The organism is Tianweitania sediminis, assembly GCF_017813335.1.
Classification (GTDB): domain Bacteria; phylum Pseudomonadota; class Alphaproteobacteria; order Rhizobiales; family Rhizobiaceae; genus Tianweitania; species Tianweitania sediminis.
Map to the genome: position 1 here is coordinate 1,112,438 of NZ_JAGIYY010000001.1, position 14,500 is coordinate 1,126,937.

The window sequence follows — 14,500 nt, forward strand, 5'->3', positions numbered from 1 at the left end:
TTGATCTTTCGAGCGCGCCTTTGCGTCCACCAGGAGATCCAAGGATCATGCGCGGTGTTGCCCGTACAACTGCTTTCCTTGTTGCCGCAGCCTTTATTCCGATCATCGCGCTGGCGCAAACGCCGGCCGGTTTCGAGTTCCAGATCACGCTGTCAAAGCAGGCTGCGCAGCGTCTCGCTTCTTCCGGAGAGGGCATCACCGTTCAGGCGAGCTACTACGGCGAACCCAAGAAGGGTGCCGAAAAGCATGTCGACGAGATGGGCCAGATTTACCTCGGCGATGAGCGCATCGACCTGCCCGGAAAAGCCGCCACTGCGCGGATTAACGGGTCGGGCTTCGAGCAGGCCGCTGTGAAGTGGCTTGACGGTCCGGCCATGGTGAACGTCAACATCTTCTCGTCGCGAAAAGCCGGTCCGGATAACATCCTCAGCTGTGATCTCATTGACGGCGAACTGCAGGTTGTTCGGAAAAGCAGGTTTGCCGTTCATTGCGCCTTGATCGAGGAAGGCATGCAGACGGAACTGAAGCCCTAGGCTTCAGAAGGGCCGGTGAGCAGACGCTTGCCGTCTGCTGTGAGTTCGTAATGCGTTCGCAAGGTGCGCGCATCGCGGCGAGTGATTGCCAGCAGATCTCCCAGCATCTCCAGTTCCGTCAACTCACGCAGAACCAATGCATGGGAAACGCCGAGCTTGTTGGCGAAGCTGCGGGTGTCATGCGCCAGGTCTAGGTGAGCGGCGGCGAGGATGGCCGCCTGGAGCTGGCTCAGCCGTGTATCGAAGGAAGCGATGCGCTCGACGAACGCAAGAAAAGCGTCGGCTTCCGCGTCATCGCTGCTCAAGCCACCCGTACTTCCTGCTTGCGGAACGACACCATGATCGACTTGGAGGTTGGCGTGTCGCTTTCCGCTCCGGCGCTGCCCAGCGGCACCAGTACGTTTAGTTCCGGGTAATAGCCGGCGATGGAACCGCGCGGAATGTCATAGGGTACCAGGCGGAAGCTCGGGGCGATGCGCTCGACCCCGTCGTCATACTCGCCAACCACGTCGATGCGATCACCCGCAACAGCCTCGATCTCTTCGAGATCGCGCGGGTTGATGAAAATGACCTGGCGTTCGCCGTAAACGCCGCGGTAGCGGTCGTCGAGGCCATAAACGGTGGTGTTGTACTGATCGTGGGACCTGAAGGTTTGCAGCGCGAAGCGGCTGCCGTCACGGCTGGCCTTCTGGTGTATGGTCTCGCTCGGCAACGCGCCCGAATAGAAGGTCGCCTTTCCGGCCGCCGTGTTCCATTCGCGATGCGCGGCGGCATTGCGCAGGTGGAAGCCGCGTGGTTCGCGCACGCGGGTATTGTAGTCGTCGAACCCTGGGATGGTCGCTTCGATATGGTCACGGATCAGGTCGTAGTCATCGGCAAGCTCCAGCCAATCGACCTTGTCGGAGCCAAGTGTGGCGGCGGCGATGCCGGCGATGATCTGAACTTCCGAGCGCAGTTCCGCCGAAGCAGGTCGGTTGATGCCCCCCGAGCCATGCACCATGCTCATGGAATCTTCCACCGTGACGATCTGCTTTAGGCCACGGGAGTTCACATCCATCTCCGTGCGCCCGAGGCAGGGCAGGATGAAGCTCACGTCTCCCGACATCAGATGCGAGTGGTTCGGCTTGGTGGCGATGTGAACGGTCAGCTTCTGTCGGCTGAGCGCCTCCGCAACAAGGGCGCTGTCGGGCGTGGCGCGGGCGAAATTGCCGCCAAGCCCGATGAAGGCCTGTGCCGAGCCGTCGAGCATGGCGCCGATGGCAGCCAGCACGTTGTGGCCGTTCTCGCGCGGTGCTTCGAAACCGAACCGACGCTCCAGCGCATCCAGAAAGGCTGGCGCCGGCTTTTCGTTGATCCCAACGGTCCGGTCGCCCTGAACATTGGAATGGCCGCGCACGGGGCAAAGACCAGCGCCCGGTCTGCCGATGTTCCCTCGCAGGAACATGAAATTGGAGATCTCGCGGATCGTCGCTACCGAATGGCGATGCTGAGTGACGCCCATCGCCCAGGTGCAGATCACGCGGTCGGCGGCCATGTAGATGCCGGCTGCCTTTTCGATCTCGGCACGGGAAAGCCCCGACTGATCCTCGATCTCGTGCCAGGTCGTTGCCTCAACAGCCTTGCGGTAGTCGTGAAACCCGAGGCCGTGTTCGGCCAGAAAGGCGTGGTCGAGCACGGGCGGCTTGCCGGCGGCAATCGCCTCGTCTTCCGCCGCGAGGACGACCTTCGCCATGCCGCGCACGGCTGCCATGTCGCCACCCAGCTTCGGCTGGAAATAGTCGCTTGCAATCGGAGTCGAACCGCCGCGGATCATCTGCAGCTTGTCCTGTGGATCGGAGAAGCGCTCCAGGCCCTTTTCGCGAACAGGGTTGAACACCGCAATCCGCGCTCCGCGCATGGCAGCACGGCGCAGGTCGCCCAGCATGCGGGGATGGTTGGTGCCCGGGTTCTGGCCGATCACGAAAATCGCGTCAGCCTTTTCGAAGTCTTCAAGGAGCACCGTGCCCTTGCCCACGCCGATCGCCTGGCGAAGGGCGACACCGCTCGCCTCGTGGCACATGTTGGAGCAATCGGGGAAATTGTTCGTGCCGTACATGCGCACGAAGAGCTGATACAGGAAGGCTGCCTCGTTGGAGGCGCGGCCTGACGTGTAGAACTCGGCCCGATTGGGATTGTCGAGCGAGCGCAGGATCGTGCCGATCTCGGCGAAAGCGTCCTGCCAGTCCACGGCCAGGTAGCGATCCGTTGCGCGGTCATAGCGCATCGGATGCGTCAAACGGCCATGCAGTTCGAGCTCGTAGTCCGTGAGCTTCTTCAGTTCGGACACCGTGTTCTGTTCAAAGAAGTCCGGCGTCGCCCGCTTTTCCGTCGCTTCCCAGGCAACGGCCTTCACGCCGTTTTCGCAGAACTCAAAGGAGGAGCCATGTTCCGGGTCGCCCCAGGCGCATCCCGGGCAGTCGAAGCCATCGGGCTGGTTGGCTTTCAGCATGGTGCGGGCGCCCGCAAGCGGCGAGCCGCTCTGCATCAACCGCTTGCCGCAGCTCTTGAGTGCGCCCCAGCCGCCTGCTGCAGCCGATTTCTTGCCAATGAAAACCGTTGTGCTCATGGCGCTCATCAGCGCGCCGCGACACTCTCCGTCAAGCAGGCGGTCCCCATCGAATGATAGGCTTCTTCTATCAAGCGACTTTGGCTGAAGCTTGGATTACCACGACTTGCGCCCCCACCGGCACGCGCTCGTAAAGGTCGATAATGTCGTGGTTCAACATGCGGATGCAGCCGCTGGACATAGCGTGGCCGATCGACTGCGGCTGGTTGGTGCCGTGTATGCGGAACATCGTGTCGTTGCCCCGGCGGTAAAGATAAAGCGCCCTTGCGCCAAGCGGATTGTTCGGACCGCCGGGCATGCCGCCAGCATATTGCCGATAGCGTGGTTCGCGTCGGATCATGTTGGCAGTGGGCGTCCAGGACGGCCATTCGGCCTTACGGCCGACCGTGGCGCCGCCGCTCAGAGCCAAGCCAGCGCGGCCGACGCCGACGCCATAGCGGATTGCACGATTGTTGCCGAGCACGAGATAAAGGCGACGCGCCGGTGTGTCGACGATCACCGTGCCCGGCTTGTGCTTGGTTGGGAAATCCACTTCCTGACGGCGCAGTTCCGGCTTGATCTTGTCGAGCGGCATGGCCGGCAGCGGGAAGGTTTCCCCTGGCATGGCCGCATACATCATCGGCGCCGAATATTGCGACGTCGCGCAGCCCGCGAGAAGCGACGACAGGCCAAGCAGCACGCTGCGGCGGGTAAGGGACATCGGGCGGCTCCGCGGATCGGTGATCAACCACTCCGCGTTAACCTTGTTATGGTTAATGAACCCTTATTTGCGCCACATTGCGCCCGAGCCGAGCCTCAGGCTACGTGCTGCTCTGCCGGTACGAAGTTCAGCGCCACACCGTTGATGCAGTAGCGCAGGTAGGTCGGGGCAGGGCCATCCTCGAAGACATGGCCGAGGTGGCTGCCGCAGCGCGCGCAATGCACTTCCGTGCGCACCATTCCGTAGGAGCGGTCAGTGGTTGTTTCCACTGAACCCGGCACAGGATCATTGAAACTCGGCCAGCCGGTTCCGCTCTCGAACTTCAGGGTTGATTCAAACAGCGGCTGGTCGCAGCCTGCGCATTCGAAGGTGCCGGCGCGCTTCTCGTAGAGCAGGGCACAGCTGCCGGGGCGCTCGGTGCCGTGGTTGCGCATCACGGCATATTGCTCGGGCGTCAGGCGCTCGCGCCATTCGGCATCCGTTCGGGTGACTGGAAAGCGGTGCTGTTCCATCGTTCAACTCCATAATCTGTCGGCTGACCCCGTATGTAGGTTCGGCCGGGCCACACAAAAGGGCTCAGTGTTTGCGCGACAATGCACGGGTGGCCGCTTCCAACCCACTCAGGCTCAGCGGGAACATGCGGTCGGTGAAGATCTCGCGGATCATGCTGATGGAGTGGGTGTAGCCCCACAGCCGCTCCGGCGTCGGGTTGAGCCACACGGTGCTTGGCCATTTCGCCAGCGCACGTTGCAGCCAGACAGCGCCGGCTTCCGTGTTCCAGTGCTCCACCGCGCCACCCGGATGGGCGATCTCGTACGGGCTCATCGAGGCATCACCGACAAAGATCGCCTTGTAATCATGGCCATAGCGGTGAAGCACATCATAGGTCGGGATCACCTCGGCGTGCCGGCGGCGGTTGTCCTTCCAAACGCCCTCGTAAAGGCAGTTGTGGAAGTAGAAGTATTCAAGCTGCCGGAACTCGGCGCGCGCGGCGGAGAAAAGTTCTTCCACGACCTTGATGTGGTCGTCCATGGATCCCCCGACGTCGAAGAACATCAGGAGCTTCACGGCGTTGCGCCGTTCCGGCCGGGTTTGGACATCGAGATAGCCATGTTCGGCAGTGGCATGGATCGTGCCGGGCAGGTCGAACTCGTCGGCTGCCCCTTCGCGAACCCAGCGCCGCAGCCGCTTCAGGGCGACCTTGATGTTGCGCGTTCCGAGCTCAACGCTGTCGTCGAAGTTTCGGAACTCGCGCTTGTCCCAGACTTTCACGGCGCGGCGATGGCGGCTTTCCTGCTGGCCGATCCGCACGCCTTCCGGATTGTAGCCATAAGCGCCGAACGGTGAGGTGCCGGCCGTGCCGATCCACTTTGAGCCGCCTTGATGTCGGCCTTTCTGCTCTTCAAGCCGCTGCTTCAACGTTTCCATCAGCTTGTCGAAGCCGCCCAGGGCCTCCACCAGCTTCTTTTCCTCGTCTGTCAGGTGCTTTTCAGCGAGCCGGCGCAGCCACTCTTCCGGCAATGCAGCAGGATCGATCCCGCCTTCTCCCGAAACGGCTTGCAGACCCTTGAAGACATGCGCGAAGACCTGGTCAAAACGGTCGATATGGCGCTCATCCTTCACCAGCGCCGCGCGCGCCAGAAAGTAGAAGCCCTCGACGTCGTATTCGACCAGACCCGCGTCCATGCCCTCGAGCAGCGTCAGGTATTCACGCAAGGAGACGGGAACGCGGGCCGCTTTCAGCTCGAGGAAGAAGGGAATGAACATCAAACCGCCATTTGCTGGAAGCTACACGGCCCAACCATTCTAAAGCAGATCATACTCGATGAACCCGGTGCGCCTTGCCACGCGGTCATAAAGCTTGCGCGCAGTGGCGTTGGTTTCGTGGGTCATCCAGTAAACGTTCTTGATGCCCTTTTCGCCGGCAATGCGCTGGACCGCTTCGATCAAGACCTGTCCCAGCCCAGTGCCGCGCCGCTCCGGATCAACGTAGAGATCCTGCAGGTAGCAGTTGTTCACCAGCGACCATGTCGTTCGGTGATAAAGGAAATGGACAAGACCCATGGGCTTTGTGTGGGTGACGGCCAGCAGGCACCGCGGCTCGTACTCGCCTTCCGTGTGCAGGCGCTTCCAGGTTTCGGCGTAGACTTCTTCCGGAACCTTGGTTTCGTAGAAGTCGAGATAGGCTGTCCAAAGACGCCGCCACTCGGCTTCGTCATCAAGCGTTGCGGGCCGGATTTCCATGCCTTCCATCGTGAAACTCCTCAGCCGCGCCGTGCCATGAAGGCCAGCCGTTCAAAAAGATGGACGTCCTGCTCGTTCTTGAGAAGCGCCCCATGGAGCTTCGGCAGCGCGTTCTTCGGGTCTGCGCGCAGGTCCTCAGGGGCCACATCGTCGGCCACAAGCAGGCGGATCCAGTCCAGCGCTTCGGAAGTTGATGGCTTCTTCTTCAGGCCGGGCACCTCGCGGATCTCGTAGAAGCGGGTGAGGGCGGAGCGAACCAGGTTCTGCTTGATGCCGGGATAATGGACCTCGACGATCTTTTGCAGCGTATCGGCTTCGGGGAAGCGAATGTAGTGGAAGAAGCAGCGGCGCAGAAAAGCGTCCGGCAGTTCCTTCTCGTTGTTGGATGTGATGATCACGATCGGGCGCACCTCGGCGCGGATCGTTTCACCGGTCTCGTAAACAAAGAACTCGTTGCGATCGAGTTCCTGGAGAAGGTCATTCGGAAACTCGATGTCTGCCTTGTCGATCTCGTCGATCAGGAGCACGACCTTCTTGCCGGCAGCAAAGGCGTCCCAAAGCTTGCCGCGCTTGATGTAGTTCGTGATGTCGTTGAAGCGGGCATCGCCGAGCTGGCTGTCGCGCAGGCGGGACACAGCATCATATTCGTAGAGCCCCTGCTGGGCCTTGGTGGTGGATTTCACGTTCCACTCAATGAAGTCGAGACCAAGCGCCGCGGCAACCTGACGGGCCAGCTCGGTTTTGCCGGTGCCCGGCTCACCCTTTACGAGGAGCGGGCGTTCCAAGGCGATGGCGGCGTTCACCGCAATCATCAGATCCTTGTCGGCCACATAAGCCGAGGTGCCTTCAAAACGCATAGACCTTCTTCTCCCGAGACGTGTTTCCAAACGCACAGCCGAACGCTATCTGCCTTCCACAGGGGCCAACGACAAGACCCTGTGCTTTGATCCAGGAGTACGCATCCAGTGTCACTGGTTCTTCAACGGCGCATATTCTCCGTGCTTGTCGCCGTTTTTGCGTTGATCCCGATTTCGGCTGGTGTTGCAGGTGTGTTGTTAGGCCCGCGCTTCCTCCAGCTCGACGCCCCATGGCCCGCCGACCTCGCGAGCCACCTGCGCTTCCTGTCCGGCATCTTCCTTATGATGGGCTTGGCTTGGTGGAGCTGCCTGCTTGACCTCGAAGGCACGGTCAGCCGTTTCCGCTTGCTCGCCTTACTGACGGTCGGTGGCGGTTTTGCGCGCCTCCTATCACTTGCAGTCGACGGTCAGCCAGCGGTCGGACACCTGGCGGGACTCGGCATGGAACTTCTCGTCGTTCCGCTTCTGACGCTTTGGCATCATCGATTGTACGGAAATCAGCGGCGGCTCTAGCCAAGTGCAGCGCATATCCCTATCTTCCGTATCGGCGTTCTGGGCTTCCCGACAGGAGTAACTTATTCTCGGGGCCTTATTGATTCCTAGGGAGCTGTCCCTGGCCAGACCCGTGGGTTTGGACACACGGCGCCCACCTACTTTGTAGGTCCCGGGATCGATCTCTCCACCGGTCGTCCTGGATCGCCACTTCTCCTTTCTTCTGTCGATTTCGGCCACCTTTTTGCCGGTGATGCGCTCGCGTGGAACTCCGCGCGCTGATAAACGGGCGTCATGGATACGACATCAATCAAGAAGTCGCTGCGCGCCGAAACCCTCGCGCGGCGGGATGCCTTGCCGGCGGACTATCGTCGCGAAGGCAGCGAAAGCATGGCCAAGGTGGCTCTCAACCTCGCGCCCGGCACCGTTGTTTCCGGCTTCTGGCCGATGCGGACGGAAGTCGATGTGCGGATCCTCATGGATTCGCTTGCCGCACAGGGCCTCCGCATCTGCCTGCCGGCTATCCTCGACAAGACAACCATCGTTTTCCGGGAATACCTGCCGGACCACGCAATGGTTGACATGGGTTTCGGGACGATGGGGCCGCCCGCCCATTCGGCCGTGCTCGATCCAACCGTGATGCTGGTGCCGCTGGTCGCATTTGACAACCGGGGCCACCGGATCGGTTACGGCGCAGGCTATTACGACCGTGCTATCGCCGCGCTGCATGCCAAGGGCATCCTGCCGCGCTTGATCGGCATCGCGTTTGACTGCCAGGAAGTCGACCGGGTGCCGGATGAACCACACGATGTCCGCTTGTCTGAAATGCTGACGGAGAGCGGCTTGCGCGCCTTTGAGCCGGGCTGATAGGACCAAGCTGAACCCGGTGTCCGGCACCGGCAGCGGAGACGGTGATCTTGCGACTTCTTTTTCTCGGCGACATGGTGGGCCGCACAGGGCGCACTGCGGTTTGGGATCGCCTGCCGGGCCTGATCTCCGACTTCAAGCTCGATTTCGTGATCGTGAATGGCGAGAACGCCGCGGGCGGGTTCGGCATCACGGAGGATATCTTCCATGAGACGATCAAGGCCGGCGCGGATGTGGTCACGACCGGAAACCATGTCTGGGACCAGCGCGAAGCTCTCACTTTCGCTTCCCGCGAAGATCGCTTTCTGCGCCCCGCCAACTTCCCGAAGGGAACGCCTGGACGCGGTTCCGGTGTTTACATCGCCAAAAACGGCGCACGCGTTATGGTTTCCAACATCATGGGCCGGATCTTCATGCATCCCGAGCTCGATGACCCGTTCCAGGCCGGCGAACGCGAGTTGGCTGCGTGTCCGCTCGGCGAACAGGCCGACGCCGTGGTGTTCGACTTCCATGCCGAGGCGACCAGCGAAAAGGTCTGTTTCGGGCATTTCGTGGATGGCCGCGCGAGCCTCGTCGTCGGAACGCATACGCATCAACCCACGGCCGACCACCAGATCCTGAGTGGCGGTACCGGGTATCTCAGCGACGCAGGCATGTGCGGCGATTACGACTCGTCGATCGGAATGGACAAGGAAGAACCGCTCAACCGCTTCCTTTCCAAGGTGCCCAAGGGGCGCATGGAGGCAGCCACGGGGCCGGCCACCATCTGCGGCGTCGGCGTTGATCTGTCGGATCGTACGGGGCTTGCCGAAAAGATCGCTCCGCTTCGGCTCGGGCCACGCCTGGAAGAGACTGTGCCATCCTTCTGGCGTTGAACACCACCCGTGCCGCCGCGCTTTCCTTCAGCCGCAGAGTTGTAGAAGCTCTCTGCGCACCCTACTTGCACCGCACATTTGGCGAAGCGAGGGGTAAACTAAGCCATGTCGGAATTCTTCGGGTTCATCAATGATCCGACGGCTTGGGTCGCTTTGGCGACCCTGGTCGTGATGGAGATCGTGCTCGGCATCGACAACCTGATTTTCATCTCCATTCTTACCAACAAGCTGCCGAAGGAGCAGCAGCAGTTCGCCCGGCGCCTGGGCATCGGCGCGGCGCTGATCCTGCGCCTGGGGCTGCTGTTGACGATCTCGATCATTATCGGGCTTACAGCCCCGGTGTTCTCGGCCTTCGGGATCGACTTCTCGTGGAAGGACATCATCCTGATCGCCGGCGGGCTTTTCCTGGTGTGGAAGGCGACAAAGGAAATCCACCACACGGTGGATACCCATGACAGCAAGGACAACATAGTCGGTGGCACGGTTCAGCTGACCATGGCCGGAGCGATCTTCCAAATCCTGTTGCTGGATCTGGTGTTCTCCGTTGACTCCATCATCACTGCCGTCGGCATGACCGACGAGATTGCAATCATGTTCATTGCGGTGATCGCGGCCGTGACCGTGATGCTCCTGGCAGCCGAACCGCTGGCCAAGTTCATCAACGACAATCCGACGATTGTGATGCTCGCTTTGTCGTTCCTGCTGATGATCGGCATGACGCTGATCGCGGAAGGGTTCCACGTGAAGGTGCCGAAGGGCTACATCTACGCGGCCATGGGCTTCTCGGCTCTGGTTGAAGCGTTGAACATGCTGTCGCGCCGCCGCAAGGCGCGACGGGCCCAGCCCCATTGAAGACGGGAGGCCCGCTTCGGCGGGCCTTTCTTATTCCGCTGCTTCGAAGGCGTCGGCGCCGCGCTCGAACTGCATGCGTGCCAGGCGGGCGTAAAGGCCGTTCTTCTGAACCAGGCTGCGATGGGTGCCTTCCTCGACGATTTCGCCATCGTCCAGCACGAGAATGCGGTCCGCTTTCAGCACCGTTGCGAGACGATGGGCGATCACCAGCGTGGTTCGGCCCTTCATGAGATGCTCCAGCGCCGACTGCACCAGCGTTTCACTTTCGGCATCCAAGGCCGACGTGGCTTCGTCGAGCAGGAGAATGGGGGCATCGCGCAGGATCGCGCGGGCAATGCCGATGCGCTGGCGCTGCCCACCTGAAAGCGTGATGCCGCGCTCGCCAACCTGCGTGTCGTACCCGTTCTGCAGCCCGCGCAGGAAGGTGTCTGCCAAGGCGTCGCGCGCGGCCGCCTCAATCGCTTCGCGGCTCGCGACCGGATTGCCGTAGGCGATGTTGGCCGCAGCCGTGTCGGCAAAGATTGCGACATCCTGCGGAACGACGGCCATGCGACTGCGGACCTCGAGCGGGTCGGCATCGCGAAGATCGACCCCGTCGATGAAAACAGCCCCATGCTCCGGATCATAAAAGCGCATCAGCAGGGAAAACACCGTGCTCTTGCCGGCGCCCGATGGGCCGACTATCGCCACCGTTTCCCCGGGACGAACGGTGAAGGACAGGTTCTTCAGAGTTGGGCGATCGGAGCGCGTCGGATAAGCAAACGACACCTCGCGGAACTCGACCGCGCCAAGCGCCTTTGCCGGCAAGGGATGCGGCACTGCAGGCGCGGCGATGCCCGGCTTTTCTTCCAGGATGTCGCTCATGCGCTCGGCCGCGCCAGCGGCCTGGCTGATTTCGCCCCAGACTTCCGACAGGGAGCCCAGCGCTCCGGCAGCGAGAACCGCGTAAAGCAGGAACTGGCTTAGCGTCCCTGCCGTCATGGCGCCGGACAAGACATCGCGTGAGCCGAACCATAGCACGGCCACCACCGACGAGAAGATGAAGAAGATCGCGAAAAAGGTGAGAACCGCGCGCGCCTTGATCGAACTGCGTGCGGCAAGGAAGGCGCGATCCACCGCAGCCGCAAACTTTCCCACAACCAGCTTTTCGTTGGTGAAAGCCTGCAGCGTGCGGACCGCCACGATCTGTTCGCCCGCAAATGCGCCGGCTTCCGCAAGCATGTCCTGCGCATGCCGCGAGCGGGCACGCACGGAGCGGCCGAAGCCGACAAGAACCAGCACGATCACGGGGATTGCACCCAGCACCATCAGCGACAAGCGCGGGCTGGTGACAACCATCATGGCCGCGCCGCCGATCGCCATGATCGCGTTGCGCAAAGCTTGCGAGGCCGTGGCGCCCACAACCGACTTGATCTGCGCGGCATCCGCCGTCAAGCGCGAAACGATCTCGCCTGATCGTGCCGTGTCGAAAAAGGCGGGCGACAGGGTTGTGACATGGGCGAACACATCGCGGCGCAGATCGGCCACCACGCGTTCACCGATGGTGATCACGAAGTAATAGCGCAAGGCGGAAGCCGCTGCCAAAACTGCCGCAATCACCACGAGCATGGCGAAATAGCTATGGATGACGCCAGCCTGCGCTTCGTTGAAGCCGTGATCGATCATGCGTCGCACGGCCACAGGCAGGGTTAGCGTTGTCGCGGCTGCCAAAACCAGCGAAACCAACGCGCCGGCCACCAATGCGCGGTAGCGGCGCAAATAAGGGAAAAGGCGTGCAAGAGGAGCAATCGAGCGGCGGCGAGCGTCCTTGATCGGCGCTTCATCAGCCATTTTGGTCTCCCTGGCTCTCGCGGCGCGCGGTGATGCCACGGCCTTGTGCTTGGTCGGAGGCTGATGTATAGGCTCGCCGACCCTTTTTGAAGCCGTAGCCCTCCTTCGCTGCGGCTTCAAGTTTTACGGACCGGGTGACATCGCCGCAGGGCTGCCGCTACCATCAAGCGCCTGCTCCGGCTGAAGCCCAGTATAACCAGGACTCGAGCCATGAAGACCAACATCCATCCCGACTACCACACCATCAAGGTCGTGATGACCGATGGCAGCGAATACACGACCAAGTCGACCTGGGGCGCCGCTGGCGACACCATGAACCTCGACATCGACCCGCGCACGCATCCAGCCTGGACCGGCGGCACGCAGACGCTGCTCGATCGGGGTGGCCGTGTGACCAAGTTCAAGAACCGCTACGCAGGGCTCGGCATCTAAGCTGAACTCGCTTTCAGCGTCATCAAAGCCCCGCTTCGGCGGGGCTTTTTGTTTGTCTTGGGAATGTTGAGGCCACCACGCCGGGGGCGACCTTCTATTTGCGGTCGGAATGCCCGAGATCGCGCTCCGGCGCGATCACATCGCGCACCCGCTGCTTTAGAACCTTGGCTTCGGGGAAGCCCTCATCCCTTTTGCGCTCCCACACGAGCACCGGTTCGCCGTTTTCCGCTTGGCACCAGATCTCGAAGATGCCGCCCGTACCCGGCTGAAGCGCAACCTCGCCAAGCTCGGTTGCGAAGGTGGAAAGGAGCTCCTGCGCCAGCCATCCTGCACGCAACAGCCATTGGCACTGCGTGCAGTAGGTGATGGTGACGCGCGGCCGGCTCTGGGTCATTCGCGCGAGCCGAACGTCAGGCCGCGCTCAGCTTGGCCATGGTGGCCTCGTCCACCTCGAAGTTGACGTAAACGTTCTGGACGTCGTCATCATCTTCCAGCGTGTTCACGAGCTTCAGGATCGATTGCGCGCGATCCTCGTCCACCGGAACGTTGGTTTGCGGCCGCCAAACGGTTTTCACCGATTCAGCCTCGCCCAGGGCACTTTCGAGCGCCGAGGACACGTCGCCAATGTCTTCGAAGGCGCAATAGATGGTGTGGCCGTCTTCATCGGACTGGACGTCTTCCGCACCCGCCTCGATGGCGGCTTCCATAAGCTTGTCCGCGTCACCCGCTGCGGCGGGATAATAGATCTCACCGGCGCGGTCCCACATAAAGGAAACGGAGCCGGTTTCGCCCAGGGCTCCGCCGGCCTTGGTGAAGGCCGCGCGAACGTTGGCGGCCGTGCGGTTGCGGTTGTCGGTCAGAGCCTCGACGATCAAAGCGACGCCGCCCGGGCCATAGCCTTCGTAGCGCACTTCCTCGTAGTTATCCGCATCGCCGCCGGAAGCCTTGGCGATTGCGCGCGCGATGTTGTCCTTCGGCATCGAAACCGCCTTGGCGTTCTGGACGGCCAAACGCAAGCGCGGGTTCATTGCGGGATCCGGCAGTCCGGCCTTTGCCGCCACCGTGATTTCGCGGGCGAGCTTCGAGAACATCTTTGAGCGGACCGCGTCCTGCCGCCCCTTGCGGTGCATGATGTTCTTGAACTGTGAATGGCCAGCCATGGCACCCCTGTCGTCTGCAGATGATTTCGTGGATTGGCCGGGCTTATAGATAAGTTGCCGGATAAAATCCAGCGCGTCGCGCCTCATGCCCTTGGCGATCACAGCCGCCGTTGATCGCGCGAACGTGAAGGCGAGGTCCCGGAAAGCGACTGGCATCCAAGCGCGGGACAGGCGAGCTTTCTCTTTCCACGGAGGCTTTCCGCATGCTGTTCAGCGAAGTTCTGAAGCGTCCCGTCTGCCGCGCCCTTCTTGCGGCGCTTACCCTCACTCTTTTCTTGGCGGCACCGCAGGACGCGACCGCGCAGAACACCGATGGACCGGTTCCCAGCAGTTGCCTTGCCATGGCGCAAAGCATGCCGCCTGTTTTGAAGGCAAGCTTTACCCGGGTGCAGGCCGAGGAGGAAACAGTAACGATCACCTATGCGGGACACTCCACCTACCGCATCGACACTCCGGGCGGGATCACCATCGCCACGGATTATTCCGGCCACTACGGAACGACGCCGACGCCGCATGTAGTGACCATGAACAAGGCGCATCGGACACACTATACCGACATGCCCGACCCCACGATCGAGCATGTGCTGCGCGGCTGGAACCCTGACGGAGGTCCAGCAAAGCATGCCCAGGTGGTGGAGGATGTTTATATCCGCAACGTGCCAACCGACATCCGCCGGTGGGGCGGCGACATGGAGCGGGACGGAAATTCGATCTTCATCTTCGAGGTGGCAGGGCTGTGCATTGGACACCTTGGCCATCTGCACCACGACCTCACCAACGAGCATTATGCTGCGATCGGTCGCCTCGATGTGGTGATGGTGCCGATCGACGGCGGCATGACCTCTTCCGTGGATAATATCGGTGAGATCACCCGGCGGCTTTATTCCTCTGTGATCCTGCCGATGCACCGCCATTCCACGCCGCTGTCGGAGTTCACCAGCCGCATGGGCAAGAATTTTGCCCTGCAGCGTCTAGACGGCAATACGATGGACGTGTCGCTGCGCAACCTGCCGCGCCAGCCCACCATCTTCGTTCCTCGGAGCCTCTGAACGG

Annotated in this window: 17 protein-coding genes and 1 other RNA gene; 8 read left to right on the plus strand and 10 right to left on the minus strand. The window is 61.7% G+C overall.

Annotated elements, in window-relative coordinates; genetic code table 11:
• The first annotated feature begins 47 nt into the window (after positions 1-47).
• A complete protein-coding gene (locus J5Y06_RS05365) occupies positions 48-533 on the plus strand; it encodes a hypothetical protein (RefSeq protein ID WP_209334004.1) in 486 nt (161 codons plus the stop codon).
• Here J5Y06_RS05365 and J5Y06_RS05370 read toward each other — a convergent pair.
• The 7 genes from J5Y06_RS05370 to J5Y06_RS05400 form a co-directional block, all read right to left on the minus strand.
• Positions 530-838: a hypothetical protein gene (locus J5Y06_RS05370; protein ID WP_209334005.1), complete on the minus strand. Its 309-nt coding sequence runs from the start codon at positions 836-838 to the stop codon at positions 530-532. The genes J5Y06_RS05365 and J5Y06_RS05370 overlap by 4 nt on opposite strands.
• Positions 835-3,138, minus strand: coding sequence for an FdhF/YdeP family oxidoreductase (locus J5Y06_RS05375; protein WP_209334006.1), 2,304 nt, complete (start codon positions 3,136-3,138; stop codon positions 835-837). Before J5Y06_RS05375 ends, J5Y06_RS05370 begins: the two co-directional genes overlap by 4 nt.
• A 70-nt stretch (positions 3,139-3,208) precedes the next feature.
• A complete protein-coding gene (locus tag J5Y06_RS05380) occupies positions 3,209-3,838 on the minus strand; it encodes a L,D-transpeptidase (protein WP_209334007.1) in 630 nt (209 codons plus the stop codon).
• Positions 3,839-3,933: 95 nt separating this feature from the next.
• Positions 3,934-4,350 (minus strand): peptide-methionine (R)-S-oxide reductase MsrB, encoded by a 417-nt coding sequence (gene msrB, locus J5Y06_RS05385; protein ID WP_209334008.1) that lies wholly within the window; start codon positions 4,348-4,350, stop codon positions 3,934-3,936.
• 64 nt (positions 4,351-4,414) lie between these two features.
• A complete protein-coding gene (locus J5Y06_RS05390) occupies positions 4,415-5,605 on the minus strand; it encodes a vWA domain-containing protein (protein WP_209334009.1) in 1,191 nt (396 codons plus the stop codon).
• Positions 5,606-5,644: 39 nt separating this feature from the next.
• Positions 5,645-6,091, minus strand: coding sequence for a GNAT family N-acetyltransferase (locus tag J5Y06_RS05395; protein WP_209334010.1), 447 nt, complete (start codon positions 6,089-6,091; stop codon positions 5,645-5,647).
• A gap of 11 nt (positions 6,092-6,102) precedes the next feature.
• Positions 6,103-6,939, minus strand: a complete 837-nt coding sequence (locus J5Y06_RS05400) for an AAA family ATPase (RefSeq protein WP_209334011.1) — start codon at positions 6,937-6,939, stop codon at positions 6,103-6,105.
• Positions 6,940-7,047: 108 nt separating this feature from the next.
• Here J5Y06_RS05400 and J5Y06_RS05405 point away from each other — a divergent pair, with 108 nt between their 5' ends.
• The 5 genes from J5Y06_RS05405 (at position 7,048) to J5Y06_RS05425 (ending at position 10,025) form a co-directional block, all read left to right on the plus strand.
• Entirely contained in the window at positions 7,048-7,452 is a 405-nt protein-coding gene (locus J5Y06_RS05405; RefSeq protein ID WP_209334012.1) for a DUF4345 domain-containing protein, read from the plus strand.
• Positions 7,453-7,485: 33 nt separating this feature from the next.
• Positions 7,486-7,641: non-coding RNA, 6S RNA (ssrS, locus tag J5Y06_RS05410), on the plus strand.
• A gap of 84 nt (positions 7,642-7,725) precedes the next feature.
• Positions 7,726-8,298, plus strand: coding sequence for a 5-formyltetrahydrofolate cyclo-ligase (locus J5Y06_RS05415; RefSeq protein WP_209334013.1), 573 nt, complete (start codon positions 7,726-7,728; stop codon positions 8,296-8,298).
• 50 nt (positions 8,299-8,348) lie between these two features.
• Complete coding sequence (locus J5Y06_RS05420) at positions 8,349-9,173, plus strand: TIGR00282 family metallophosphoesterase (RefSeq protein ID WP_209334014.1); 825 nt, start codon at positions 8,349-8,351, stop codon at positions 9,171-9,173.
• 105 nt (positions 9,174-9,278) lie between these two features.
• Complete coding sequence (locus J5Y06_RS05425) at positions 9,279-10,025, plus strand: TerC family protein (RefSeq protein WP_209334015.1); 747 nt, start codon at positions 9,279-9,281, stop codon at positions 10,023-10,025.
• A gap of 30 nt (positions 10,026-10,055) precedes the next feature.
• On the opposite strand, the gene J5Y06_RS05430 is transcribed toward J5Y06_RS05425, so the two are convergent.
• Positions 10,056-11,855, minus strand: coding sequence for an ABC transporter transmembrane domain-containing protein (locus tag J5Y06_RS05430; protein WP_209334016.1), 1,800 nt, complete (start codon positions 11,853-11,855; stop codon positions 10,056-10,058).
• Positions 11,856-12,065: 210 nt separating this feature from the next.
• On the opposite strand from J5Y06_RS05430, the gene rpmE reads away from it, so the two are divergent.
• Positions 12,066-12,287: a 50S ribosomal protein L31 gene (gene rpmE / locus J5Y06_RS05435; protein ID WP_209334017.1), complete on the plus strand. Its 222-nt coding sequence runs from the start codon at positions 12,066-12,068 to the stop codon at positions 12,285-12,287.
• A 94-nt stretch (positions 12,288-12,381) separates the two neighbouring features.
• Here rpmE and J5Y06_RS05440 read toward each other — a convergent pair whose 3' ends face one another.
• Both J5Y06_RS05440 and J5Y06_RS05445 read right to left on the minus strand, forming a co-directional pair.
• Entirely contained in the window at positions 12,382-12,681 is a 300-nt protein-coding gene (locus J5Y06_RS05440) for an Rdx family protein (RefSeq protein WP_209334018.1), read from the minus strand.
• Positions 12,682-12,697: 16 nt separating this feature from the next.
• On the minus strand, positions 12,698-13,447 hold the full coding sequence (locus J5Y06_RS05445) for a YebC/PmpR family DNA-binding transcriptional regulator (protein ID WP_209334399.1): 750 nt from the start codon (positions 13,445-13,447) through the stop codon (positions 12,698-12,700).
• A 203-nt stretch (positions 13,448-13,650) separates the two neighbouring features.
• On the opposite strand from J5Y06_RS05445, the gene J5Y06_RS05450 reads away from it, so the two are divergent.
• Positions 13,651-14,496: an MBL fold metallo-hydrolase gene (locus J5Y06_RS05450; protein ID WP_209334019.1), complete on the plus strand. Its 846-nt coding sequence runs from the start codon at positions 13,651-13,653 to the stop codon at positions 14,494-14,496.
• Positions 14,497-14,500: the final 4 nt, after the last annotated feature.